This is a genomic window from Streptosporangium sp. OZ121, from assembly GCF_051918885.1.
Lineage (GTDB): Bacteria > Actinomycetota > Actinomycetes > Streptosporangiales > Streptosporangiaceae > Streptosporangium.
This window is the reverse complement of record NZ_JBPXMC010000015.1, coordinates 30066-53855: the sequence shown is the minus strand read 5'-3', so window position 1 is coordinate 53855 and position 23790 is coordinate 30066. Positions and strand designations below refer to the sequence as shown.

17 protein-coding genes are annotated in these 23790 nt (G+C 69.9%); 9 read left to right on the top strand and 8 right to left on the bottom strand.

From position 1 onward, the window contains the following. The first annotated feature begins 288 nt into the window (after positions 1 to 288). From ACTOQ1_RS24880 to ygfZ, 4 genes are all read left to right on the top strand, one after another. On the top strand, positions 289 to 882 hold the full coding sequence (locus ACTOQ1_RS24880) for a hypothetical protein (RefSeq protein WP_440070435.1): 594 nt from the start codon (positions 289 to 291) through the stop codon (positions 880 to 882). Next, positions 879 to 1343: a hypothetical protein gene (locus ACTOQ1_RS24875; protein WP_440070434.1), complete on the top strand. Its 465-nt coding sequence runs from the start codon at positions 879 to 881 to the stop codon at positions 1341 to 1343. The genes ACTOQ1_RS24880 and ACTOQ1_RS24875 overlap by 4 nt, the downstream gene beginning before the upstream one ends. Before the next feature lie 155 nt (positions 1344 to 1498). Further along, a complete protein-coding gene (locus ACTOQ1_RS24870) occupies positions 1499 to 1912 on the top strand; it encodes a Fur family transcriptional regulator (protein ID WP_440070433.1) in 414 nt (137 codons plus the stop codon). Positions 1913 to 2107: 195 nt separating this feature from the next. Beyond that, complete coding sequence (gene ygfZ / locus ACTOQ1_RS24865; protein ID WP_440070432.1) at positions 2108 to 3091, top strand: CAF17-like 4Fe-4S cluster assembly/insertion protein YgfZ; 984 nt, start codon at positions 2108 to 2110, stop codon at positions 3089 to 3091. 176 nt (positions 3092 to 3267) lie between these two features. Here the strand turns inward: ygfZ and dtd are convergent, their stop codons facing one another. Then, a complete protein-coding gene (gene dtd, locus ACTOQ1_RS24860; RefSeq protein ID WP_440070431.1) occupies positions 3268 to 3693 on the bottom strand; it encodes a D-aminoacyl-tRNA deacylase in 426 nt (141 codons plus the stop codon). 57 nt (positions 3694 to 3750) lie between these two features. Between dtd and ACTOQ1_RS24855 the strand changes: the two genes are divergently transcribed. Beyond that, positions 3751 to 4692 carry an asparaginase gene (locus tag ACTOQ1_RS24855; protein ID WP_440070430.1) on the top strand — a complete coding sequence of 314 codons (942 nt, stop codon included), beginning with the start codon at positions 3751 to 3753 and terminating at the stop codon, positions 4690 to 4692. 27 nt (positions 4693 to 4719) lie between these two features. Here the strand turns inward: ACTOQ1_RS24855 and ACTOQ1_RS24850 are convergent, their stop codons facing one another. Further along, on the bottom strand, positions 4720 to 6591 hold the full coding sequence (locus ACTOQ1_RS24850) for a DUF2207 domain-containing protein (RefSeq protein WP_440070429.1): 1872 nt from the start codon (positions 6589 to 6591) through the stop codon (positions 4720 to 4722). Positions 6592 to 6725: 134 nt separating this feature from the next. Between ACTOQ1_RS24850 and ACTOQ1_RS24845 the strand changes: the two genes are divergently transcribed. The 3 genes from ACTOQ1_RS24845 (at position 6726) to ACTOQ1_RS24835 (ending at position 9485) form a co-directional block, all read left to right on the top strand. Next, positions 6726 to 7754, top strand: coding sequence for a neutral zinc metallopeptidase (locus ACTOQ1_RS24845; RefSeq protein WP_440070428.1), 1029 nt, complete (start codon positions 6726 to 6728; stop codon positions 7752 to 7754). Between the two features lie 352 nt (positions 7755 to 8106). Then, positions 8107 to 8742, top strand: a complete 636-nt coding sequence (locus tag ACTOQ1_RS24840; protein ID WP_440070427.1) for an SGNH/GDSL hydrolase family protein — start codon at positions 8107 to 8109, stop codon at positions 8740 to 8742. A gap of 434 nt (positions 8743 to 9176) precedes the next feature. Next, the gene (locus ACTOQ1_RS24835) at positions 9177 to 9485 is read left to right on the top strand and encodes a hypothetical protein (RefSeq protein ID WP_440070426.1); all 309 of its coding nucleotides are present in this window, start codon (positions 9177 to 9179) and stop codon (positions 9483 to 9485) included. Between the two features lie 322 nt (positions 9486 to 9807). Here ACTOQ1_RS24835 and ACTOQ1_RS24830 read toward each other — a convergent pair whose 3' ends face one another. The 3 genes from ACTOQ1_RS24830 to ACTOQ1_RS24820 form a co-directional block, all read right to left on the bottom strand. Then, entirely contained in the window at positions 9808 to 11367 is a 1560-nt protein-coding gene (locus ACTOQ1_RS24830) for a cellulase family glycosylhydrolase (protein WP_440070424.1), read from the bottom strand. A 225-nt stretch (positions 11368 to 11592) separates the two neighbouring features. Further along, positions 11593 to 14394: a glycoside hydrolase family 9 protein gene (locus tag ACTOQ1_RS24825; RefSeq protein WP_440070422.1), complete on the bottom strand. Its 2802-nt coding sequence runs from the start codon at positions 14392 to 14394 to the stop codon at positions 11593 to 11595. A gap of 161 nt (positions 14395 to 14555) precedes the next feature. Continuing rightward, complete coding sequence (locus ACTOQ1_RS24820; protein WP_440070420.1) at positions 14556 to 17492, bottom strand: glycoside hydrolase family 48 protein; 2937 nt, start codon at positions 17490 to 17492, stop codon at positions 14556 to 14558. A 502-nt stretch (positions 17493 to 17994) separates the two neighbouring features. On the opposite strand from ACTOQ1_RS24820, the gene ACTOQ1_RS24815 reads away from it, so the two are divergent. Beyond that, positions 17995 to 18894 (top strand): manganese catalase family protein, encoded by a 900-nt coding sequence (locus ACTOQ1_RS24815; protein WP_440070419.1) that lies wholly within the window; start codon positions 17995 to 17997, stop codon positions 18892 to 18894. A gap of 81 nt (positions 18895 to 18975) precedes the next feature. Here the strand turns inward: ACTOQ1_RS24815 and ACTOQ1_RS24810 are convergent, their stop codons facing one another. From ACTOQ1_RS24810 to ACTOQ1_RS24800, 3 genes are all read right to left on the bottom strand, one after another. Beyond that, positions 18976 to 20226 (bottom strand): ice-binding family protein, encoded by a 1251-nt coding sequence (locus ACTOQ1_RS24810; protein WP_440070418.1) that lies wholly within the window; start codon positions 20224 to 20226, stop codon positions 18976 to 18978. 367 nt (positions 20227 to 20593) lie between these two features. Next, positions 20594 to 21808, bottom strand: coding sequence for an ice-binding family protein (locus ACTOQ1_RS24805; RefSeq protein ID WP_440070417.1), 1215 nt, complete (start codon positions 21806 to 21808; stop codon positions 20594 to 20596). A 372-nt stretch (positions 21809 to 22180) separates the two neighbouring features. Then, positions 22181 to 23752, bottom strand: coding sequence for a cellulase family glycosylhydrolase (locus ACTOQ1_RS24800; protein ID WP_440070416.1), 1572 nt, complete (start codon positions 23750 to 23752; stop codon positions 22181 to 22183). Between the last annotated feature and the right edge of the window lie 38 nt (positions 23753 to 23790).

Below are 23790 nucleotides of genomic sequence, written 5' to 3'. Positions count from 1 at the left end.
GCCCAACTATGATCAACCATCGTTCGGACCACCTCCTTTCGGCGTGCCTGTACGTTATGAAACTCCGCGCCCCCGGGGCAAATGAATTTTCCAGACCCGCCGCCGCCCACCAGAACCCGCCTTCTGACCAGCCCCGACGCGGCTCGACGAGGAGCCGGCGGGACGCCACGGCGGCCGGAGCCCGTCGTTCGACCGCCGTCGGCATCCTGTGCGGCTGTGGCCACTTCTAGCGATAATTTGATCACTTAAAGTGAACTACTTGCTATAGATGGATGGTACTATTCATCTATGAGGGCAATGCCACCTCTGCTGCTGCCTCTACTCCGCTCCAACGTCACAGGGGAGCTGCTCGCCTGGCTGTATCTACATCCAGAGAACGAGTATTCGATAACCGACCTCACCGCACGAACAGGCTCGTCCCAGGCGACGGTGAGCCGTGAGGTGGACAGGCTCATGGATGCCGGGCTGACCTCGGAGAGGCGACACGGCAACCTTCGTCTCGTTCGCGCCAATCCTGACACGATCGTCGCGCGGCCACTGACCGATCTGCTGGCGGTGACCTTTGGCCCGGCAGCCGTCCTGCCGCCTCTTCTTGAGCCGATCTCCGGCATCGACGAGGCTTACATCTACGGCTCCTGGGCTGCTCGATATGCGAATCAGGCCGGACCGCCGCCACGTGATATCGACGTTCTCGTCGTGGGATCCGCAGACGAGGACGAGCTCTACGACGCGGCGCGAGCGGCCGAACGAATTCTCGGTCGCGAGGTGAACATCAGCAGGATCTCCTTGGCGACGTGGACCGACGACGTGGACAACCCCTTCGTGGCATCCCTGCGAAACAAGCCTCTTCGCTCTCTGATGCAGAAACGGGTCGTCCCATGAGATGGATGCAAGGACGCGACCAGGTCGACAGCATGCTGGCCTCGGGGCAACTGGAGCGCGTCCCACCGAGCCGGGAACACGCGGACACCCTGCTGGCACAGGCCGGGCGGCATATCGAGCTCGCTCGCAGCGGCTTCAAAACGGACGCGACGGGAGCGTATCAACTTCTCTACGACGCCTCTCGAAAGGCCCTCGCGTCCATTCTGGAGAACCAAGGTCTGCGAGCCACCAGCAGAGGCGGTCACCTCGCCGTGCTGGACGCGGTCACCGCCCAGTTGGATCCTCCGCTCGGGCAGTCGCTCCGCTCGTTCGACCGGATGCGCCGCAGACGTAACAGCGCCGAGTATCCCCGCCCCGATACTCCGGAGATCACTCCCGAAGACGTCGTGCGGGACATGGCGAAGGCAGAGGAGTTCCTGGCGCTCGCCACCAAAGTGCTGGACCAGATGAGCCCCTACTGAAACGGGCCTGAGGGCTCGACTCCCGTCCGGCGATACGTGTTCAGGGTGCCTGGTGTGGTCGGGTCATGGGGCCCTTTCGAGCACCGGATCGTCGTTCCCCGGCCTCTCGGGCCGTAGGACGACGGGGAGAGCCCCGATGCTCATAGACTCTGGATATGACCGAGACGTCGTGGCATGAGGAACTGCGGGCACGCGGTTACCGGGTCACTCCGCAACGCCAGCTGGTGCTTGAGGCGGTCAAGGCCTGCGAGCACGCCACTCCAGAGGAGATCTGCACCCGGGTGCGGGAGACCGCGCGCGGGGTGAACATATCAACCGTCTACCGGACCCTTGAGCTCCTTGAGGAGCTCGGCATGGTCACCCACTCCCATCTCGGGCACGGCGCCCCCACCTACCACCTGACGGCCGAGGCCGATCATGTGCATCTGGTCTGCCGTGGCTGCGGGGAGATCAGCGAGGTCAGCCCCGACCTGGTGGAGAACTTCGTCGCCAACCTCGACCAGAAGCTCGGGTTCCTCACCGACGTGCACCACCTGACGGTCTTCGGCCGCTGCCGCAAGTGCCGCTGAGCCGCAGGGGAGGCCGTCGCCGGAGTACGTTCGCCGGGCCGCCGGGGAACCGGTGCCGGGGTACGTCACCGAGCCGCAGGGGGACACGCTTCGGCCTCTGTCCCGCCGAGCCGCCGAGGTGTGTCGTACGGCCCGGGACCCGCCGGGGGAAGAGTCGCCGCAGCCCTCTTCGGCGAGGCCTCGTAGGCTGTGTGCATGCGAAGCCCTCTGCTGGACACTCCCGGCGCGGTCGCGGCTGAGACCCCCGACGCCGACGTCGCCGGACACTACGGCGACCCGTTCGCCGAGCAGCGCGCGCTGCTCGCCGGGGAGGCGATGGTCGACCGGAGCAACCGCGAGGTCGTCCGGATCTCCGGTCCCGACCGTCTGAGCTGGCTCAACAGCCTCAGCTCGCAGAAACTCGACGATCTGCAACCCGGCCGGCCCACCGAGACGCTGCTGCTGGACGCCCAGGGCAGGGTGGAGCACCACCTCGTCCTCGTCGACGACGGCGAGGCGGTGTGGGCCCACGTCGAGCCGGGCACCGGCGCGGAGGTGGCCGCGTTCCTCGACAAGATGCGGTTCATGCTGAGGGTCGAGGTCGCCGACGTGACGGATCGCTACGCCGTGGTCTCCGTGGCGGGGGAGGCGCACCCCGACCTGCCCGAGGGAGCCATCGCCGTCGGGCGGGACATCCTGCTCCCGCGTGACCTGCTGGCCGGGCATCTCGGGTTGAGGCTCGCCGGGCTCTGGGCGTACGAGGCGCTGCGGATCGAGGAGCACCGCCCCCGCCTGGGCTTCGAGACCGACCACAAGACGATTCCGCACGAGGTGGGCTGGATCGGCACGGCCCTCCACCTCAACAAGGGCTGCTACAAGGGCCAGGAGACCGTGGCCCGCGTGCACAACCTGGGCCACCCGCCGCGTCGGCTGGTCTTCCTGCACCTGGACGGCAGCGTCGACACCCTGCCCAAGCACGGCGCCCCGGTGACCCTCGACGGCGCGGAGATCGGTTTCGTGGGAAGCTCGGCGCGCCATCACGAGCTGGGTCCGGTCGCGCTGGCCGTGGTCAAGCGGACCGTGCCGGTGGACACCACGCTGGAGGCCGCGGGAGTGGCCGCGTCCCAGGAGGTCATCGTGCCGCCGGACGCCGGGCGCAACGTCCAGATCGACCCGAACCTGCGCCGCCGCATCCGCTGACATCTGACGCTCGACGCCTGACGGCTCACGCCTGACGGCGTCGCCCCGGGCGGGCCGCTTCCGGCCCGCCCGGATGCCGCCGTCATCGTTCCCGGCTGTCCGGCCGCCCGGATGGCCGCTGTCGCGGTCCCGGGCCGCTCGGCCTTCCCGGGGCGCGCGCGTACGGCCCCGGGTGGTCAGATGTCCAGAACCAGGGTGATCGGGCCGTCGTTGGTCAGCCCGACCTTCATGTCGGCACCGAACACCCCTGTCTCCACGCGGGCGCCCAGCCCGCGCAGCTCGGCGCAGACCGCCTCCACCAGCGGCTCGGCGACCGGACCCGGGGCGGCGGCCTGCCAGGTGGGACGGCGTCCCTTGCGGGTGTCGCCGTACAGGGTGAACTGGCTGACCACCAGCAGGGGCGCGCCGATGTCGGAGCAGGACTTCTCGCCGGAGAGGATCCGCAGGCCCCAGAGCTTGGCGGCGAGCCTGGCCGCCTCGGCGCGCGTGTCGCTGTGGGTCACGCCGACCAGGACCAGCAGCCCCGGCTCGTCGATCGCCCCGACCGTCACGCCGTCCACCACCACCGACGCGGAACTCACCCGCTGTACGACCGCACGCATGCCCCCATCATCCCGTGCTCCCGGGCATCTCTAGACTTCGGGCGAAAGGAGACAAAGGTGTCTGCTGAGTCATTGTTGGTCGAGGTCGTCCGCTCGGGGTTCGTGGAGTCCACCCACCGGGCGCGGATGCTCGCGGTGGCCGCCGACGGGTCGCTGGTGCGGGTCCACGGGGAGGTGGACGCGCTGGTCTCGCCGCGCTCGTCCATGAAGCCCCTGCAGGCGCTCGCCATGGTCCGCGCCGGCCTCGCTCTGGAGGGGGAACTGCTCGCGCTGGCGTGCGCGAGTCACGCGGGGGAGCCGTTCCACGTGGACGGGGTACGGAGGATCCTGGCCGGGGCCGGGCTGGACGAGAGCGCGCTCGGCTGCCCGGAGGACCTGCCGGAGGACGTCGCCTCCCGCGACGAGGTGCTGCGCTCCGGAGGGAACCGGGCCAGGGTCTACATGAACTGCTCGGGCAAGCACGCGGCGATGCTCGCCACCTGCGCGGTCAACGGCTGGCCGCTGGAGACCTACCTCGACCCGGCGCATCCGCTGCAGCGGGCCGTGCGCGCCACGGTCGAGGAGCTGACCGGCGAGCGCGTCGCCGCCAGCGGGGTGGACGGTTGCGGCGCCCCGCTGTTCTTCGTCTCGATGCTGGGCGTGACGCGGGCGTTCCGCGCCCTCGTCCGGGCCAACCCGGACACCCCGGAGCGCCGCGTCGCCGACGCCTTCCGCGCCCACCCCGAGTGGACGTCGGGGACCACCCGCCCCGAGGCCCGGCTGATGCGGGCGGTCCCCGGGCTGCTGGTCAAGGCCGGGGCCGAGGCGTTCGACGCCTTCGTCTTCACCGACGGCCGCTCGGGAACCGTCAAGATCGAGGACGGCGGCCAGCGTGCCCGGGTCCCGGTCACCGTCGCGGCCCTGACCGCTCTCGGCTTCGAGGCTCCCGGGCTCGACGAGTTCGCCGCCGGGGTCCTGCTCGGCGGGGGGCGTCCGGTGGGCGAGATCCGCGTCAGGTAGCCGCCGCGGATTCGCGTACGGCGGTCCTCACAGGGAGCGGAACTGGCGGGTGGTGGAGATCGCCCCGGAGGTGGTCATGGTGAAGGTCCGCATCGAGTCGGCGAACCTGGACAGGTCCCACTCGGCCGGGCCGTGATACCAGTACAGGTGGTCGGCCTGCTGGCCGTTGCCGGTGACCGAGGAGACCACGCGGGCCCAGCGGTCGACGCTGTCGAAGATCACGGCGTAGGGCAGGTAGCGGGAGAACAGCTCCACCCGCTGGGCCACCGGGACGTCCCCGCCGATGTCGGCGCCGGACAGATACTCCCTGAAGCCCAGGGTGTGGGCGAGGGCACCCGCGCCCTTCGCGGTCTTGGCGGGCATGTACTGGCCGCCCACGGCCAGGGCGGCACCGGCGATGATCAGAGCCAGGCCGAGCACCCCGTAGGTGGTGAACCAGGCCAGCGCGACGGTGGCGAGGACGCCGAGCCCGGTGAGGACCACGCCGATGGTCGTCCAGCGGGTGCGGACGGTGTCGGGGCGGCGGGCGAACCAGCCCTGCGTGACCACGTCGCGGTAGAGCGCCTCACGGACCTTGCCCAGCTTGGTCCCGAACGATCCCTTGAGCTCCGACAGCAGCACCGCGTCGTGGCCGTCGAAGATGGCGTCGTAGAGCTCCCGCTCGTAGGGCATCAGCGAGGCGACCTGGGCGGCGGGCATCCGTACCAGCCTCCAGTCGGGGGTCTCGTACGTCTGCCGGGGCTGCTCGTCGATCCTGAGGTAGCCCCGGACGGCCAGGTCGACGATCGTGGCGGTCACGTCGATCACGTCGGCCTGCTCGTCCATGAGGGTGCCGATCTGGCCGGGGCGGACGCCGTCCGGCGGGGCGAAGTGACCGTTCTCGACACCGCTGAGCGAGCCCGACTCGTGGCCGACCACGCGGGCGTCGCGGCCCCGGGTCCAGTAGAGGAGACCGAGGCCGCCGAGCAGCAGGAGCAGCAGACCGGCCAGCGCGCCGCCGGTGACGGCGTTCAGGGTGAAGGCGTTGGACAGCTCGAAGCGGCGCTCCAGGATCGGCGCGCCCTTGGTCGCGCCGGTGGGGTAGCCGACGACCACGGTGAGCACCTCGCCGGTGCCGAGGTCCTGCTGCCCGAACTCGGCGGTGACGCCCGTGTGGTCCATGGAGGCCTCGGTGCAGGCGATCGCCGAGCTCAGGGGGCCGGCGAAGCACGACAGGTTCTGCATGGTGGCCGGCCCGCTCACGCTGACCTTGGCCTGCTCGACGGGGACGGACCAGGCGCCCACCGCGTACCACCGCAGCTCCTGGGCGTCGGCCAGCGGCGTGACGGCGCCCTGGACGTCGTACTCCAGGGTGGCGCTTCCGGTGCCCTTCAGGGTGATGGTCTCGCCGGCCAGCGTGGCGTCGCCCTTGAGACCGGTGACCCGGTAGAGCCGGTCGCTGCCGTCGTCGTAGCGGGTCCGGTCGACGAGGTCGCGCGACGGCGCGTCACCCTCGAAGACGACCTCCTCCTTGACGTGGAGCACGCCGTCCTGCCGGAGCTCCAGCTGGACCGTCGTGCTCGTCACCTTGCCGGCCTGCGCGGCCTGCCCGGCCCGTGCGGGCTGTGCGGCATGTGCGGCCTGCGCGAGCCGGGTGCTCTGCCCGGCCGGGGAAGGTCCGGCCGCGGCCCGCCAGGCCTGGGAGGACTCCGCGCCCGGGCCGCTCGCCGGTGCCGAGGACGCGAGAGCAGGGGACGCGCCGAGGGCCAGCGCGAGGATGGCCGTCGCGGCCAGGCTCCCGGCTGCCCGGCGGGAGAAAACCGTCCTGCGCGGGACGGCCGTCCTGCGCGAGGAGGCGGTCCTGCGCAGGGCAGTCGCTCGGCGCGAGGAAGCCGCTCGGTACGAGAAAGATGCCGCCATGTGTCGGGAGCTTAGCGAGATCCACCGGCCCGTGATGGCTCACCGCGTATCCATTTTTTCCCGCTCATAAACCCATATGTGTGTATATCCGCTAGATTGCCGCCCGGAGATCCACTCTTTGGAGAGGCGGTCGCATGCGCCCACGGGGGTCGAACCCGCTGGCCTTCGGCGTACTCGGTGTTCTCGCGCTGGCGTTCGCCATGGTCGTGGTGATCGCCGGTCTGGCCGGTGAGGAGAAGGCCGAGGTCCCCGCCGGCCCCGGAACCGCACCGGTGGCGACGGGAAGCACACCCCCTCGGCAGACGGGGGACACCGAGATCACCACGCCGGACTTCACCCCGCCGGAGAAGCTGGACCTCGGCTCGCTGGGCGGCGTCGAGATCGCGCCGGTCGCCGCGGCGCGGAACATGGCCGTCGACCTCCGCTACATGCGGCGCTCGGACACCACGGCCCGGCTCAAGCGCAACCCGCTGTACGGCACGGGCCTGATGCGCCGGACCACCTGCCGCGCCCCGCGGCCCTCGACCCAGCCCCGCGACATGCTGGCCTATCTCAACGCCGTCACCGACTGCCTGGAACGGGCGTGGGCGGCGAAGTTCTCCCAGGCCGGAGCGGTCTTCCTCCCGGCGCGCAAGGTCTACTGGGCCCGTCCGGGACGAGGCCCCTGCGGGACCTACCCCGACAACTCCGCCTCCGCCTACTACTGCCCGTCCAACCGGGGCATGTACATCGGCCTGAGCCATGTGATCGAGCAGAGCGGCGACGTCGACCCCGCCAGGAACCACGTGCCCTACCTGGCCGTGCTCGCCCACGAGTACGCGCACCACGTGCAGAGCATGGCCGGCATCGGCGGAGCCTGGTGGTGGGAGGTCTCCAACAAGTCCCGCGCCGCCCAGGACTCCCACTCCCGCCGCCACGAGCTCCAGGCGCAGTGCCTTTCCGGGGCCTTCATCCGTACCGTACGGGAGCCGCTGGGTGTCACCGCCGCCCGCTGGCAGGAGGTCCTGCGGACGGAGTTCGGGCGCGGCGACGACCAGAACGGCAACCCCCGGCGCGACCACGGCAGCGGCGAGCACTACGCCGCCTGGCTCCACCAGGGATGGAAGTACGCCAGGATCGCCTACTGCAACACCTGGTCCGTCGGCCCCTCCGATGTGAGCTGACCCACCCTCGCCCCGTTCCCCCGCCCGGGCCCGGTGGGACGGGGCCCGGACCGTCACGGTCCGGCGGTGCCGCTCCGATCCGGTGGAACCGCCGTGGCGCGGGCGATGCCGTCGCGGTCGACGAGCCGCCCTGATCCTGGGCGGCCGGGCCGGAGGCGCGGGTCCGATCGTGTCGTGTTCATGAGGCGGAGTCGCCGCGCTCGGCGGCGGACATCTGCAATCATGTCGGGAGTCCGACGTTTCCCGAGGTGGCATGCGCGCGCCCGTACGTAGACGACCGTGGACGCTCGCGGTCACGTTTCTTGTGGCGATTTCCTGCCTTATTTCGGGATGCCTCCTTGGCGGTGGCGCGATGACGCCGCCGGCCACCGGCACGGACCTCCCGCCCGCCTCACCGCTCCCGGCCCCGCTCGTCATGATCGTCGGCGACAGCTTCACGGTCGGATCGGGTCCCGTGCGGGCATGGGACGGCTATGCGGCCAGGGTCGCGCGGGAGCTGGGCTGGCAGCTGATCACCGCGGGCGCCGCGGGAACGGGCTTCGTCAACCCCGGCCGGGTGGGCCGGACCTTCGAGGACTCCTTCGTCAAGGAGCTCTCCTGGCGCCCCGAGCCCAACATGCTGATCATCTCCGGCGGGCGCAACGATCGCCGGATCGGAGCCGCGAGGGTCGAGAACGCGGCCGTCCACCTGCTGGAGCTGGTCAGACGGCGATGGCCGCACACCAGGATCGTGCTGGTCGGCCCGATCTGGATGACCAAGGCTCCCCGGTGGGCCTACGACGTGCGGGAGGCCGTCCTGCTCGCCGCCGACCGGCAGGAGGTGCCCTTCCTCGATCCGTTCGAACCCCTCGGCTCGCACGGCCGGGGCTGGGGTCGCGGAGCGGTCCTGCCCGACGGCGTCCACCCGACCCTCACCGGCCACGTACGCCTCTCGCGCTGGATGGTCTCCGCGCTGCAGAAGTACGGCATCGAGGCGCGTCCTTCCTGAGGGCACGGGACCGGTCGGCGGAAACGGCGCGCCCGGGAAAGTCAGGGAAGCCCCGGGAAGCCCCGGGAAGCCCGCGAAGCCCCGGGAACAGGTGGACGTCGCGCTCGTCCCGGCACCGTCTTCCGCCCCCTGAGCCGAACGCGGAGGCCCGTCCTCGGCCCGGTTCTCCCGGCCCCGTCCGTCGGCTCGTCTTCATGGACCACACCCCCCGATAGCACATAAGGGACATTTCATCATAAAACTACCCTTAAGTGTTCGGCGCTCACCATAAGCTGACAATCGTAGTGCAAAAGGATTGAATTATCGTTTATGGGCACAGAACGCAGGAAAGTATGACAAGCGGGGATGGGTCATATCTATCCATCACTAATGATTTCCGACTGATCCAGAAATGTCGGCAATCGGGGTAATTGAACCTTTCGAGGGGAAAAGCAATGCCCAAGTTCAAGAGTGTTATCGCAGGGCTCGCGTTCAGTGTGGCGCTGACCGGCGGGGTTGTCGGAGTAGGCGCGGCGACCACCGTCGCGAGCGCCGCCACGACGACCACCGCCGTCACCGCCGCGGCCTTCCCGACCTGGGGCGGGGGTGGCTGCCGCCGCGGCTGCGGCGGCGGCTGGGGCGGCTGGGGACGGCACGGCGGAGGCGGCCGCCACCGCGTCAAGGTGCGGATCAACAACCACAACAACAACAACAACTACCTGTCGAACAGGAACAGCAGCGGACGCTTCGGGTTCGACGACTGACCGGATCTCCCGATCGCCGGAGCACGCTCGCGACCTGATCCGGGCGCGGCGCGGGGGAACCCCGCGGCCGGTGTGAACCGGCCGCGGGGCCGCGGCGAGACCGCCGGTGACGGCGGCCTCGCCGTCGGCGTGCGGCCGGAGGGGCGGCTCGGCCGAACAGACCGGAAGGGCGGCACGCGACGTGGTTCGGCCCGGCCTGACCGTGTCCGCCCGCGGGCGCGGTGTCCGTAAGGTCGTTCCGGGACGGGCCGACACGGTGGGGCTCCGGATCCCGAGGTTCCGAGGTGGGTCCGAACAGGTCCCGGGAGCCGCCGGGGTACGTCTAGGAGAGGGTGGGGGCGGGCGGGGCGCCGGTGCCCGACCAGGTGCCGATGAAGCCGAAGACGACGGATCCCCCGGCGGGGACGGATCCGTTCCAGGCGGCGTTGGTGAAGGTGAAGACCGGGGGAGCCGCGGAGAGGGTGGAGCTCCACGACTGGCCGATGTTCACGCCGGAGGGATAGGTGAGGACGGTTCGCCAGTCGGTGACGGCCGAGGCACAGCGGACGGTGACCTCACCCTGGAAGCCGCCCTGCCAGAAGTTGCTCGTACGGTATGTCGAGGTGCAACCGCCCGGCGAGGCCGGGGTGGTCGTGAAGGTCGCCGCCGCCGAGGCGGCGGAGGTGTTCCCCGCCGCGTCGCGGGCGACGACGGTGACGCTGTACGCGGTCTGCGGGGTGAGCCCGGTCAGGGTGATCGAGTTGGTCGCGGACGAGCCGAGCTTGGTGGTCCCCCGGAATACGTCGTAGCCGGTGACCGCGCGGTCGTCGGTGGAGGCGGTCCAGGACAGCCGGGCGCCGGTCGAGGTGATGTCCGAGGCGGCGGGGGTGCCGGGGCGGGTCGGCGCCTGGGTGTCGGGGGTGCCGGTGCCGCCGTAGATCGTGGCCTCGACGGAGGTCTGCGCGATGCCGTTCGCCCCGTTGAACAGGCGCTGTCCCCAGGTGGTGAGCCTGGTGACGTCGAAGTTGGTCACCTGGTCGAGATACTCGACGCCGCCGCCGTTGCCGCTCCACGACCAGCCGAGGTAGCCGACCCCCCTGGCCTGCGCCTGGGCCATGATCGTGTCCTCGTCGGGGTTGCCGTCGGAGTGGTCGAAGCCGAACTCGCCGATCACCAGCGGCAGCCCCGCCGTCTGGAACGCCTGCAGGTAGGAGGTGACCTCGGCGGCCGTGTCGAACACCCCGTACATGTGGACGGAGAAGACCGTGTTGCGCTGCGGGTCGGCGGCGGCGACCGTGGCCGCGTTGTCGCGCATGGTGAAGTTCCAGTCCTGGCCCCAGTTGGGCGCGTCCACCATGATCAGGTGCTGGAAGCCGTTGCTCCGCAGCCGGGTGATCGCGGCCGAGGTGGCCTGGGTCCAGCCGGGGGTGGTCGCGTTGTTGCCGAAGGGCTCGTTGCCGATGTTGAGGACGACGTAGTCCTCCTGGCCGACGATCGCGTTCTTGACGCTGATCCAGTAGTCCACGGCCTGGTCGAGGGTGTACGCGCCGCTCTGCTCGCCGTACCCGGTGGTGTCATGATTTTCCAGGACACAGATGAGCTTGTTCTGCTTGCAGAGCGAGACGACGTTCGCCACGTCGGCCGCGCCGTTGGCGGTCCACCGGCCGCCGCTGAGCACCACCCTGACGGTGTTCGCGCCCAGCGACTTGATGTCCGCGAACGAGCCGGTCTGGGTCGCGTACCAGGTGTGCGCGTGGCTGGTGCCCCGCATGACGAACGCGTCGCCGTTCGCCTCGAGGATCCGCGTACCGCTCACGTGGAGGCCGACGGCGGCGTGGGCGGGCGGTATGGAGAGGAGGAACGGGAGGAGGAGCGCCGCGAGCAGCGCCAGTCTGGTGCGCATGACATACCTCGGTTGGGGGGTGCCCGGCCGGGCGGAGGGGTCGTCGCGCCCGGCCGGGGCGATGAGGCGTCCGGGGAAGGAGCGGACGCCTGGACAGCGGGGAGCGGGGCTCCGGTTCGCGGTGCGGGCCGACAGGGTGAGGGGGCTGTTCCGCCTGTCCGCGGAGTGTTCCGCCGGCCCGCGGAGTGTTCCGCCGGTCCGCGGTGCGGGCCGGCGGAACGGGGGTCAGCCGGTGGTGCAGGCCACCGGGGAGGGGACGCCGTTGGTGCCGTTCTGGCTCGCGGTGAAGCCGAAGGACGTCGAGGCGTTCGGGGCGAGTGTGCCGTTCCAGGCCAGGTTCCTGACCGACACGTCCGCTCCCGTCTGGGTGTGCGCGCCGCTCCAGAGCTGGCTGATCGTCTGGCCGTTGGGGAACCTCCAGGTCACCGTCCAGCCGGTGATCGTCGAGGTGTCCTCGTTCTTGACGGTGACCTCGCCCTGGAAGGCGCCCTGCCAGTCTCTGATGACCGTGTACGTGGCCGTGCAGCCGCCCGCCGGGGCCGTCGTCGTGGTGAACGCGGTGCTCTCGGAGGCGGTGGAGGAGTTGCCGGCCGCGTCCTTGGCCACCACGGACACGGTGTACGCCGTCGCCGGGGTGAGCCCGGTGAGGGTGTGGGAGGTGCCGGTGGCGGTGGCGACCTTCGTCGTTCCCCGGTAGACGTCGTAGCCGCTGACGCCCACGTTGTCGGTCGAGGCCGTCCAGGTCAGGGTGGCGCCGGTGGCGGTGATCGCCGAGACGGCGGGCTTGCCCGGCCGCGACGGCGCCACGGTGTCGTCCTCCGGGGCCGTCGTCGTGGTGAACGCGGTGCTCTCGGAGGCGGTGGAGGAGTTGCCGGCCGCGTCCTTGGCCACCACGGACACGGTGTACGCCGTCGCCGGGGTGAGCCCGGTGAGGGTGTGGGAGGTGCCGGTGGCGGTGGCGACCTTCGTCGTTCCCCGGTAGACGTCGTAGCCGCTGACGCCCACGTTGTCGGTCGAGGCCGTCCAGGTCAGGGTGGCGCCGGTGGCGGTGATCGCCGAGACGGCGGGCTTGCCCGGCCGCGACGGCGCCACGGTGTCCGCCGGCTCGTCGCCGGGCGGGTTGCCCCACACCTTCGTGGTGCCCGCGTAGACCGTCATGTTCTGCGCCCGCACCGGGGTCGCGCCCGGCGTGGTGGCGATGCCGGTGTACGACCAGTCGTTGGACGGGTCCCACGTCCCGGTGCTGGCGATGCGGAACTGCACCTCGCGCCGGTGCTGCGACTGCCCCGCCGGGGCGATCGAGGTGTTCGAGCAGTCGATGGTGACGTAGTAGGTCTTCCCGGACAGCAGGGTCGGCCCGGTCGGGGCCTTGCACTGGTTGTAGGCGGACGTCACGGAGACCTGGCTCGCGGTCGTGCTGCCGTCGAGGGTGAAGTAGTAGCGGAACGAGCCGTCGGTCAGCGGGCGGGCCGGCCAGGCCGACTGGTTCCGCACGATGGCCTTGATCTCGGTGAACGCCGAGCCGGAGGCGTTCACCCCGGCCTCCACGAAGATCTCGGGGCCGTCGGGGGTCTCCGCCACGGGGAAGTTCGCGGCGGGGGCCCCGCCGTACTCGCGGTAGAGGCGGGCGAGGGCGCTGGTGAAGCCCGCGTTGTAGTCGGTGGCGACCTCGTTCATCACGTAGTCGTCGCGCTTGTCGGTGTAGGCGTCGTTGGGGTCGGGCGGGCCGCCGACGAGGGCGCCGTACAGGGTGTGGCGGGTCTCGACCGGGTTGGTCATCTGGTCGGTCCACGAGCCGTGCGCGGTGCGGTGGTGCGGGTTCTTCGGCGGGTTCGCGCCGAACCCGATCATGTACGAGGAGTTGCGCGGGTTGTCGCCGAGCGCGTAGTTGATCTGCCTGACCGCGAAGTCGTGATATCTCGCCTTACGCGTCGCGTCGGTGATCGAGTCCGAGTGGACCAGCGCCGCGAACGAGGTGTTGGCCGCGTAGCGCAGCGACCCCCACCGGTCGAGCACGGCCTGCCCGCCCGGGGAGTACCTCACCCGCTGCCCGTTGACCCCGACCGTCCAGAAGTCGAGCCAGCGGTTGGCGTCGTCGAGATACTTCTGCTTGCCGGTCAGCTTGTTCAGCAGCACGTAGGCGCCGTAGGACTTGTCGTCCCAGGCGATCGTCCACTTGTAGGACTTCGTGGTGGACTGCGGCTCGGTGCCGAGGTTGTCGTAGTACGACTCCGCCTTGGCGAGGTAGGAGGCGTCCTGGGTGGCCCGGTGCAGCCAGATCGCGCCCCAGACGAGCTCGTCGTTGTAGCCGCTCCACGACTGGTAGTACCCGGACGCGTCGGTGATGCAGTCGCTGTACTTCTTCCGCACGGTGTCGGCGAAGGTGTAGAGCTGCTTGGCGTGCGTCACCAGCGTGTCGGCATAAGTCGGATTTGTCGGGCGGAAGACGATCGATGAGGCCGCCATCGCCGCCGCCGTCTCCCCGGCCAGGTCCGATCCCCCGCACGAGGCGTCGATCTTGTACGCGGGCCGCTCCATCTGCATCGCCTCGGCCGGGCCCCACCAGGCGTGGTCCTTGCCGCCGTTGCCGACCTGCCCGTACAGCACGTTCGCCGACGGGTGGGCCTTGATGAAGTAGTCGTTGACGAACTTGAGGTTGTTCAGCAGGTGGGTGAGCTGCCCGGAGGAGGCGTACGCGTCGCGGTACTCCACCGCGCCCCAGGCCAGCATCGTCGCGCTCGCCGCCATCGGCAGGCCGAACTTGACGTGGTCGCCCGCGTCGTACCAGCCGCCGGTCAGGTCGAGGCCGACGTCCTGGCCGTCGCCGAGCCCGGACGGACCGCGCCAGCTGACGCGGTTCCAGCTCGGCAGCGTCCCCGACTGCTGGGCCTCGTAGAACCAGATGGACTTCTGCAGCGCCTCGCCGTACGCGAAGGCGGGCGCCGCGGCCTGGGCACCGGTGGCGGGCACCGTCACCGGCACGGCCGCCAGCGCCAGCAGCGCGAGCGCCGCCAAGCTTCTCTTCATGGGGGGTGTGCCTCTCGGAGGTGGTGCTCGGGGCGTGGCAGCAGGTCAGGGGTGCCACCACGCCCCGAGGTCTCAGGGGGTGGAGCCCGGGCCAGGTTCGGCTCGGGCTCGGGTCGGGCCCGGGTCCGGCCCGGGGGAGAGCCGGACCCGGGGACGGGGGGTCAGGGGAAGAGGCGGCCGTACTCGGCGAGGGCGACGGCGACGTCCACCTGCGCCCAGAACCGGTGGTAGTTGAAGGACGGCGCGGGGCCGGTGCCCTTCAGGTAGGCGTCCACCTTCGGCCAGTCCGGGTCGTTCTTGTAGAAGGACCGGATGGACATGAAGGTCGAGCTGGAGTTGATCGTGTCGCCGTTGGGCATCTTGCCGGTCCAGCCCGGGGGCACGTAGACCGGGTCGTTGAGGCGGCTGTAGTCGGCCTTGGTCTCGGTGACCGACACGCCCTTGGCGTCCTGGTTGTTCCTCCACAGGCCGTCGAGCAGGCCCTTGGCGACGGCCTTGGCCGTGGCGTTGCCGGACTTGGCCGCGTAGTACATCAGCACCTTGGCGTACGAGCCCGCCACGCCCACGTCGGTCGTGTAGTCCCTGATGCTCACGTGCAGCCCGGAGTTGGTGCCCGGGTTGCTCGGGTTCCAGGTGTCGGGCTGGCCGGTCCACACCAGCGTCGAGGGGATCTGGTAGGTCCCGTCGGCGTTGATCGTGGTGTTGTCGGTGGCCCACTTGACCCACTTGTCCAGCACGATCTTGGCGTCGGCGTTGCCGGTCGCGTAGTACAGCTCCGCGACCCGCTCCATCGACCACGCCTGGAAGCCGAACCACTGGTTGGACGGCGGGTCGTGGTAGACCGGCTGCCAGTCGTAGGCCATCCCGTAGAAGGTGGGCAGCGTCGACGGCGGGGCCGCGTAGTGGCCCTGCCAGCTGTTGGTGGCGCCACCGGCGATCGCGCCCTCGGTCGACTGGAGCCAGCGGTAGAACTCCATCTGCCGCTTGGTGCTGGTGGTCCAGTCCTGCACGGCGGTCGCGCCCTTGGGCTTGAGCGCGTCCACGCTGGACAGCACCCACGCGGCCATCGGGTTCTGGTAGCCGGAGTGGTTGTGGCTGGAGCCGATCCGCCAGGCCCAGCCGGCGGAGGTGTCGTAGGCGCCGCCCCAGGCGTAGTACCAGCTCAGCAGGTAGGCCGAGCTGTCCTTGCCGGTTCCGGCCGGGCACGAGGTGCTGGTGCAGCCCTGCTTCTTGAAGTACTTGTCGTACATCGCGTAGCGCAGGTAGTCGCCCATCTTCGCGGCCTTGGAGATCGTGGACGAGACCTGGGCCTCCTTGCCCTGCTCCTTGGCCCAGGTGTGCGCCCAGTAGGCGACCTGGACGGCGCGGGCGTCGGCGTCGGGGGCGTTGGTGTACTTCCACTGCTTGGCGTAGGAGCTGTCACCGGTGAACAGGTCCAGGAACCCGTTCGGGCCACCGTGCTTGAAGGTGTCGCAGGACGGCTGCGGGATGGTCTCGAAGACCGACTCCTCCGGGCCGCGCTGGTAGGTGTTGATGTACGCGGGCTTGGTGGTCCCGTCGCCGCAGCGGCCGAAGCCGTAGGTGTTGTCCACGTCCAGCAGCCAGTGCATGCCGTAGACGTCGCTGGTGCCGTACGCCGTCTTGAGCTCGTTGGCGATCGGGTCGACGCCGACGCTCACGCCGCCGTCCAGCCTGGACGGGTACTGCTTGATGTCGTCCCACTCACCGGCGTACGTGGCCGGCTTGGACGGGTTGTAGTTGGCGTTGGTCGGCTGGTCGGCGGTGGCCGGGATGATGTACCTCTCCATCGAGGCCCAGGCCTCGTTGAACTTGGTCCAGTCGCCGGTCACCTTGCCGTACGCCGCCTCCAGCCACAGGTAGTAGCTGTAGGCCTCGGAGGTGGTCTCGTGCCCGTGGTCCGGAGCCTCGACGAGGAAGGTCTCGACGGAGTGGTAGGGAACGCCCTGCGGCGAGAAGTAGCCGTTCGCCGGGTCCTTGATCTTGTTGTACATCTCGGTGAAGCGCTGGATGTACTCGTTGTCGCCGCCGGTCGAGTCGTTGTCGACCTCGGTGGCGGTCGCCTTGGCCGCGGTGTGGCCGGTGGCGGTGGAGGTGAACTCGGCGCTGTCCGAGGTCTCGTCGGCGTCCTCCGCCGCCTCGACCCGTACCGTCTGGGCCGTGTTCCAGTTGGCGGTGGTGAAGGTCAGCGACGCGCCGGAGGCGACGGTCAGGTCGGTGTCGCCGCTCGTCCTGGCGGTCGTCACGGTGACGTTCGCGGACGGGGCCTTGGAGAGCTTGACCGCGAGGTTGGCCGAACCGCCCTCGGGGACGGCGATCGTGGCCGGGGTGACGACCACGGCGGGGGCCGAGTCGGCGGTGGCGGTGATCCCCACCGGGGCGGAGGTGGTGACCGCGCCCTTGTCGTCGGTGGCCCTCGCGGTGATGGAGTAGCTCCCGGCGGCGACGCCCGTCCAGTTGTAGGCGTACGGCGCGGTGGTGTCGGTGCCCAGCAGCGTGGTGCCGTTGAAGAAGTCGACCTTGGCGACGGTGCCGTCACTGTCGGCCGCGTTCGCGGTGATCGGCACCGTCGCGGGCGCGGCGAAGGTGGCCCCGGCCGCCGGACTGGTGATGCTCACCGTGGGCGGCTGGTTGACGGGGGTGCCGCCGCAGGTGGTGCCGTTGATCGTGAAGGCGGCCGGCTTGGGGTTGGAGCCGGACCAGGTGCCGTTGAAACCGATGCTGGTCGAGGCGCCGGTGGCCAGGTTGCCGTTCCAGGCGAGGTTCCGGGCGGTGACGGCCTGGCCGCTCTGCGCCCAGGTGGCGCTCCAGCCCTGGGAGACCCTCTGGGTGGTCGTCGGGAAGTTGAACCCGAGGGTCCAGCCGGTCAGCGGGTCGCCCAGGTTCTTGATCGACACGTTGGCGGTGAAGCCGCCCTGCCAGTCGTTGGTGGTGTACGTCACGTCGCAGGAGACGGCGGCGATGGCCGGGGAGGCTGCCAGGGCGGTGGTCGTCCCGGCCGCCAGGCTGAGCAGCGCCAGCGCGGCGATCCGTCTCCGGAAGCGTGGGAGCGCTCCCGCTTTGATGGGGAACAAATGCATGAAATGGGCCTCCGTGAGTGGGGATCGATGCGAAGTCGCTGGTGGTGGCGCCGCATCGGATCAAGCAAGGGAGAGAGGGGGTGGGAGCGCTCCCATAAGGGATTCTGGAGACGGTGAACGGGATGTCAATGGCATGCGCCCCCGGTTACGCCGATGTTTCGCGGCCCATGCCGCCAGGCTGCTGCGATCCGGACGGCCTTTTTCGCGAACCATGAAAGTTTCATGACTTTTGATCTTGCCAGCCGAGTGCTTGCTTGTGGATGCGCGTTCCGGCCCTCACCGCCGCCGCGTTCCGTGCCCGCCGGGACCGATGACGATCTGATGGAAATTTTGGATCGCGACTGATGTGTACGAGTGTGTCGCTCCTGTCGGTCCACCGGTGGGTCTGGTGGGATTCGTACGTGACCCCCGCCATGTTCACCAGCGGGGTCGCGCCCTTCCGCCGGCAGGCGGCGTGCGGTCCCGGACGGCTCCACCCGGGGCCCGAGCCGAGGAGCGGTTGATGTTCCTGCACACCAAACATTTGCAGTTCGAGGCCAAGCCGGAGAAGCCCGATCCGGTCTACGCCCACAAGCTCCAGGAACTGATCGGCGGCGCCTACGGCGAGATGACCGTGACCATGCAGTACCTGATGCAAGGCTGGAACTGCCGGATGTCCGGCAAGTACAAGGATCTGATCATGGACATCGCGACCGAGGAGATCGGTCATGTCGAGATGATCGCCACCATGATCGCCCGCCTCCTGGAGGGAGCGCCCGCCACCGCGACCACGAAGATGGCCGCCGCCGACCCCGTGGTCGGTGCCGTGCTGGGCGGCATGGACCCCCAGCAGGTCATCGTCTCCGGAGGCGGTGCCCTGCTGGCCGACAGCAACGGCTACCCCTGGAACGGCCGCTACATCGTGGCGAGCGGCAACCTGCTGGCCGACTTCCGCGCCAACGTCGCCGCCGAGGCCCAGGGCCGCCTGCAGACCGCGCGGCTCTACCACATGACCGACGACCCGGGCGTGCGGGACATGCTCAAGTTCAACCTGGCCCGCGACACCCTGCACCAGAACATGTGGCTGAAGGCCATCGAGGAGCTCCAGACCGACGGCCTGGAGGACGTCATCGTCCCGGACGACCTGTTCGACGAGGAGTACGCCGAGCACGCCTCGGCGATCTGGGACCTGTCGGAGGGAACCGAGGGGACGCTGGGGGGCTGGGCATCCGGCCCGCAGCCGGACGGCCGTCACGAGTTCTCCTACCTCCTCGATCCCCAGCCACTCGGCGGTCCCGCCACCGCGCCGCCGCCCGACCCCAAGCTGTACGCCACCTACGACGGCAGCATGGGCGATCCGGCCGGCCCGGCCCTCGGCACCGAGGCCGGCCCCCTGGGCAAGCTCAAGGACAAGCTCACCTGAACCGCACGCGACGCCCGCCGGCGGCCCGCCCCACCGGCCGCCGGCCGGTGGGGCGGGTTCACAGTTCTCCGGCCCGTTCTGTCAGCGCGCGTGGCGATGCTGCCGGAATCGTGGGTGGTGACGCTTGCGTTCGCGGTGCTTCGGCCCGAACAGGGTGTAGCTGCGCGGACGCCTCACGGCGTCCCGGCCCTTTCCGCCGTCGCCGGCGGTGGCGGCGGGAGCGGGAGCGGCCGGACCCGCCGGCGGCGCCGGGCAGATGCCCTCGGGGCCGACGGGCACGGTCAGCACCGATGAGGCGCTGGGTTCCAGCCGGTTCGTGCCCGCGAAGGCCGCCACGAACTCATGGGTGCGCGGCGGGATCTTGTTCACGATCAGTTTCGCGTGGCCGGCGGCGTCCGAGGGGGACTGGTCCTGGCGCACCCCGTTGGCGAAGAACTCGACCGGCCCGGTCGCGGGGGCCGCCCCCGAGGTCGTGACGGTCGCGATGAGGGTGAGGTGACCCGGCGCTCCCGGATCGCAGAAGGCGGCCAGCTTGGTGATGGTCTTCCGGTGCGGCACGGCCGCGCAGGCGGATCGTGTGACGGTGGCGCCGTCCAGATTGACGGTGCCCAGGCGGGCCAGAAGGCGGCCGTTCACGGTCGCGCCGCTGGCCGCGGTGATCGAGGTCAGCGCGAGGACGCTCCCGGCGAAGCGGGAGCCGGCCCCCAGCGCGGCCGAACCGCCGACCTGCCAGATGACGTTGCACGCCTGGGCGCCGTTGACAAGCCGCACGGTGCTGGCGGGCGCGGTGACCAGAGCGGGAGCCCTGAAGACGAAGACGGCGTTCGGATCCCCCCGCCCGTCGAGGGTCAGCTCCCCGCCGACCTGGAAGGCGCCCGAGATGGAGTTGTAGACGCCCGGCGCCACCGTGGTCCCGCCGAGCTGCGCGGGGAGGGAGGCGGTGCCGGGTCGCCTCGCCGCGTTGGCGTAGGCGACGGCCAGGTCTTCCTGGGCCTGTTCGGCGACGGAGTCGTCCAGGTAGACGGCGCCGACCACGACGCCCGGCGGGAATCCGGCGGTCGCCGAGCCCGGGCTCACCCCGACCTCGCCGGTGACGACGGTGGCTCCGGTGCCGGCGACCGTCGTGCCCGCCAGGACCGCGAAGTCCGCGGCCGCGCCGAGCGCCACCGGTACCGGTGCCGGCGTGCTCGCCGTGCCTGCCGCGTGCGCCGCGCTCGCCGTACGCGGTGTCGCGGCGACGCAGCCCAGCGCGACCGCGACCGTCACGGCTCCCGCCAGCCAGGAACGGACGGTATTTCGCGAAACGATATGGGAGTGACCAATGACTGTCACGGTTTCATCCTTTTCTTTTGGTATTTCTCCGTCCAGGCGCATTGCCGATGATGCGCCGTTTTTCCGAGACTACTGATCGGCGGCGTCGTGGTCGCCGTACGACATGCGGGTTGTTTTGTCGCGTTACTTATTCGTGGACAAATGAAAATGCGGTCATGTTGTTGTTTGTGGCGATATTCAGTGGGATGTCGTTCCGCCGACCACGGTCCAGCGGCGTTCGCGGGTCCGTTTCCACGACGAGAGGGCGTGCCGCCTGGCGGCACGCCCTCGATGGTCTCGAAACGCGGGAAGGCCGGACACGGACGGGCCCGGGGACGGCACGCGAACCGGCGCACGGATGTGCCGGGTGAGCTCCCGGCACGGGGCGCTAGCGCCGGTGGCGGCAGCACCTGACCCACGAGTGGTGGCGGTGATGCTTGCGCTTGCGATCCCTTATCTTGATCGCGTTGCCACTGCTCTGGTTGTTTCTGATGCTCTGACGGTCCTTGTCCTTCCGATTCGCCGCCGCCGCCGGTTCCGGTGCCGGGCAGAGGCCGTTCGGGCCGACGATCAAGGGCAGTGGCGGCGAGGCGCTGGCATCCAGGTCCACGTTGCGGAAGAAGGCGGCCACGAGGTAGTTGCCCGCTTCGAGGCTGGTCACGAACAGGGTGGCGCGGCCGTTTCCGTCGATCGGGGCCGTGCCCAGGCTCACCCCGTTGGAGAAGAACTCGGCCGGTCCCGTGGGCGGTATCGGCCCAGGGGTCGTGACGGTCGCGGTGAGGGTGAGCTGGCCCGGCACTCCCGTCGTGCACGCCGCGCTCAGCGTGGTGGCGGTTGTCCTGTCCTCTCTCGCCGGCGGGCCCGCGCAGTTGGCCAGCGTGACGAGGTTGGTGTCCAGGGTGACGGCGCCGTTGCGGGCCAGGAGGCGGCCGTTGACGTTCACACCGGTGGTCGCGGTGATCGAGGTGAGCGCGAGGATGTTCCCGGCGAAGCTGGAGCCGGTTCCCAGTGTGGCCGAGCTGCCGACCTGCCAGAAGACGTTGCACGCCTGGGCGCCGTTGATGAGGTTCACCGAGCTGGCGGACGCGGTGACCAGGGTGGAGGCGGTCTTGAAGATGAAGACGGCGTTCGGGTCATTCTGCCCGTCGAGCGTCAGCTCCCCGGTGATCTCGAAGGTGCCCGCGGCGGAGTCGTAGGCGCCCGGTGTCACGGTGGTCTCGCCCAGTTCCGTCGGGAGGGTGGCGTCGACGGCCTGTCCCGCCGCGTCGTTGTAGGCGGCGGTCAGGTCGACCTGGGCCTGCGCGGCGTCGGCGTCGGCGGAGTGGATGGTGCCGACCACGACGCCGGGCGGGAAGCCGGTGACCGCCGACCCGGGGCTCACCCCGAGATCCCCGGTGACCACGGTGGGGCCGGTGTTGGTGACCGTCGTCCCCGCCAGGACCGCGTAGTCCGCGGCCGTCAGAAGGTCCGGTGCCGTCGCCGCGCTCGCCACCCGCGGTGTCGCGGCGACGCAGCCCAGCGCGACCGTGACGGTCAGGACCCCGGCCAGCCAGGAACGGGCGGTATTTCGCGAAACGATACGCGAGTGACCAACTCTTGTCACAGTGCTGTCCTTTTCTTTTGGTATTTCTCCGTCCAGGCGCATTGCCGATGATGCGCCATTTTTTCTGACCCTACTGATCGGCGGTGTCGTATCTGTTATACGACATGCGGGATGCTTTATTGTGTAGTTATCGAGGCATATAAGAGAGATATGGCTATGTTGCTGTTTGTGAGGGTGCCCGGGATATTCCGGCGGGGACGGATCCGGCGGCGGAGACGGCGTCCGCACGACGAAAAGCCGCGTCCGCGCGGCAGAAGGCCGCGTCCGCGCGACGAGGGGACGCGTCCTTGCCCCGGCCACGGTTCACACCACGAGAGGGCGTGCCGCTCGGCGGCACGCCCTCGACGGTTCCGTGGAACGGGGAGTCGGGGATCAGACGCAGGTGATTCCGGACGCTCCGGGGGTGGAGGGCCCGTTGGCGGTGAATCCGACGACGACGGACTGACCCGCCGCGAGGTTGGCGGCGTGGCCCGGGGCCTTCGCGGTGAAGGTGGTCCCGCTCTGCGTGACGGTGGCGTTCCAGCCGCTGCCGAGCGTCACCCCGGACGGCAGGGTCCAGCTCACCGACCAGTTGTTCCAGGCCGAGGTGCCGGTGTTCTTCACGGTCAGCGCGGCCTGGAAGCCTCCCTGCCAGGAGTTCGTGAGCGCGTACGACGTCTCGCAGGCCGTGGTCCCCGGGGTCGGTGTGGGGGTCGGGGTGGGCGTGCCGCCGCCTCCGACCGGCGGGATCAGGTACGGCTGGAGGATGTCCTGCTTGTCCTGGTTGATGGAGGTCCAGTCGTCCTTGGCGATGCCCCCGGTGTCACCCGAGTTGGGATTCCACGACCAGTAGGTGAACGACATCCCGTTCACCCCGGTGCCCAGATACCTCATCAGCTCCTGGAGCCAGACCTTGTCCACGGCGGCCTGCATGGTGGTCCCGAACTCGCCGAGCATGATGGGGGCGATGTTCTGCTTGTAGAGGTAGCCCCAGTACTTGTCCCAGATCGCGGGCATGTTCGCCGGATAGTTCGGCGCGTCGAACCACGCCTGGCGGTAGACCGAGGTGGCGTAGTCGTGCGGCGAGTAGACCAGCCGGTTGGCCACGTTCAGCCGCACCGGGAACTCCCCGGCCTTCGACAGGTTGCCGCCCCACCAGCCGCAGTCCTCGTCGTTGCTCGGGTCGTTGTCCCAGACGTTCGACAGGCCCCCGCTCGGGCAGCTCACACCCTCGACGAAGATCAGCCAGTTGGGGTTGACCGACAGCACCGCGTTGCCCGCCCGCTCGGCGGCCAGCCGCCAGTCGCGCGCGGTGTCCCCGCAGCCCCAGCACGCCCCGGTGGCGGCCGGATTGGTGCCCTCGGCGTGCGGCTCGTTGTGCAGGTCGGCGCCGATGACGGTGGTGTTGCCCGCGTACCGCTGGGCGAGTGCCTTCCAGTCGTTGATCCAGGTGCTCTCCGGCGTCGCGGCGACGTACCACAGCGGCGACTGCCCGGCCGCGGTCGGCCGGTGCCGGTCGAGGATGATCCGCATGCCCTTGCTTCCGGCGTACGCGATGACCTTGTCGAGGATCTGCAGCGGGCTGTCGCCGACCAGGTCCGGGTTGACGAAGTCGTTCACGCCGCTGGCCACCGCGCCGGGCTTGAGGGCGTCGTTGGAGAACGGCACGCGAAGGGTGTTGTAACCGAGCGAGGCCATCTTGTCGATCTGGCCCCTCCACGGGTTGTTCGACCACAACCCGTGGAAGGTCTTGTTGTCGGTCTCCATGCCGAACCAGTTGATGCCGGTCAACCGGACGGTCGCGCCCGTGCTGTCAACGATCTTGTTGCCGGAGGTGCGCAGGTAGCCGGTGCCGGTTCCACCCGCGGCACCGGCCGGGGAGGAGCCGAGCGCGACCGCCAGCGCCGAGGTGACCACGAGCGCCGCGAGCGCCGCCGACCACCTGCGAACACGCAGGACTTTCATCAAGAGCCCTTCGAGGACGGGAGCTGTACGCGAGGGGA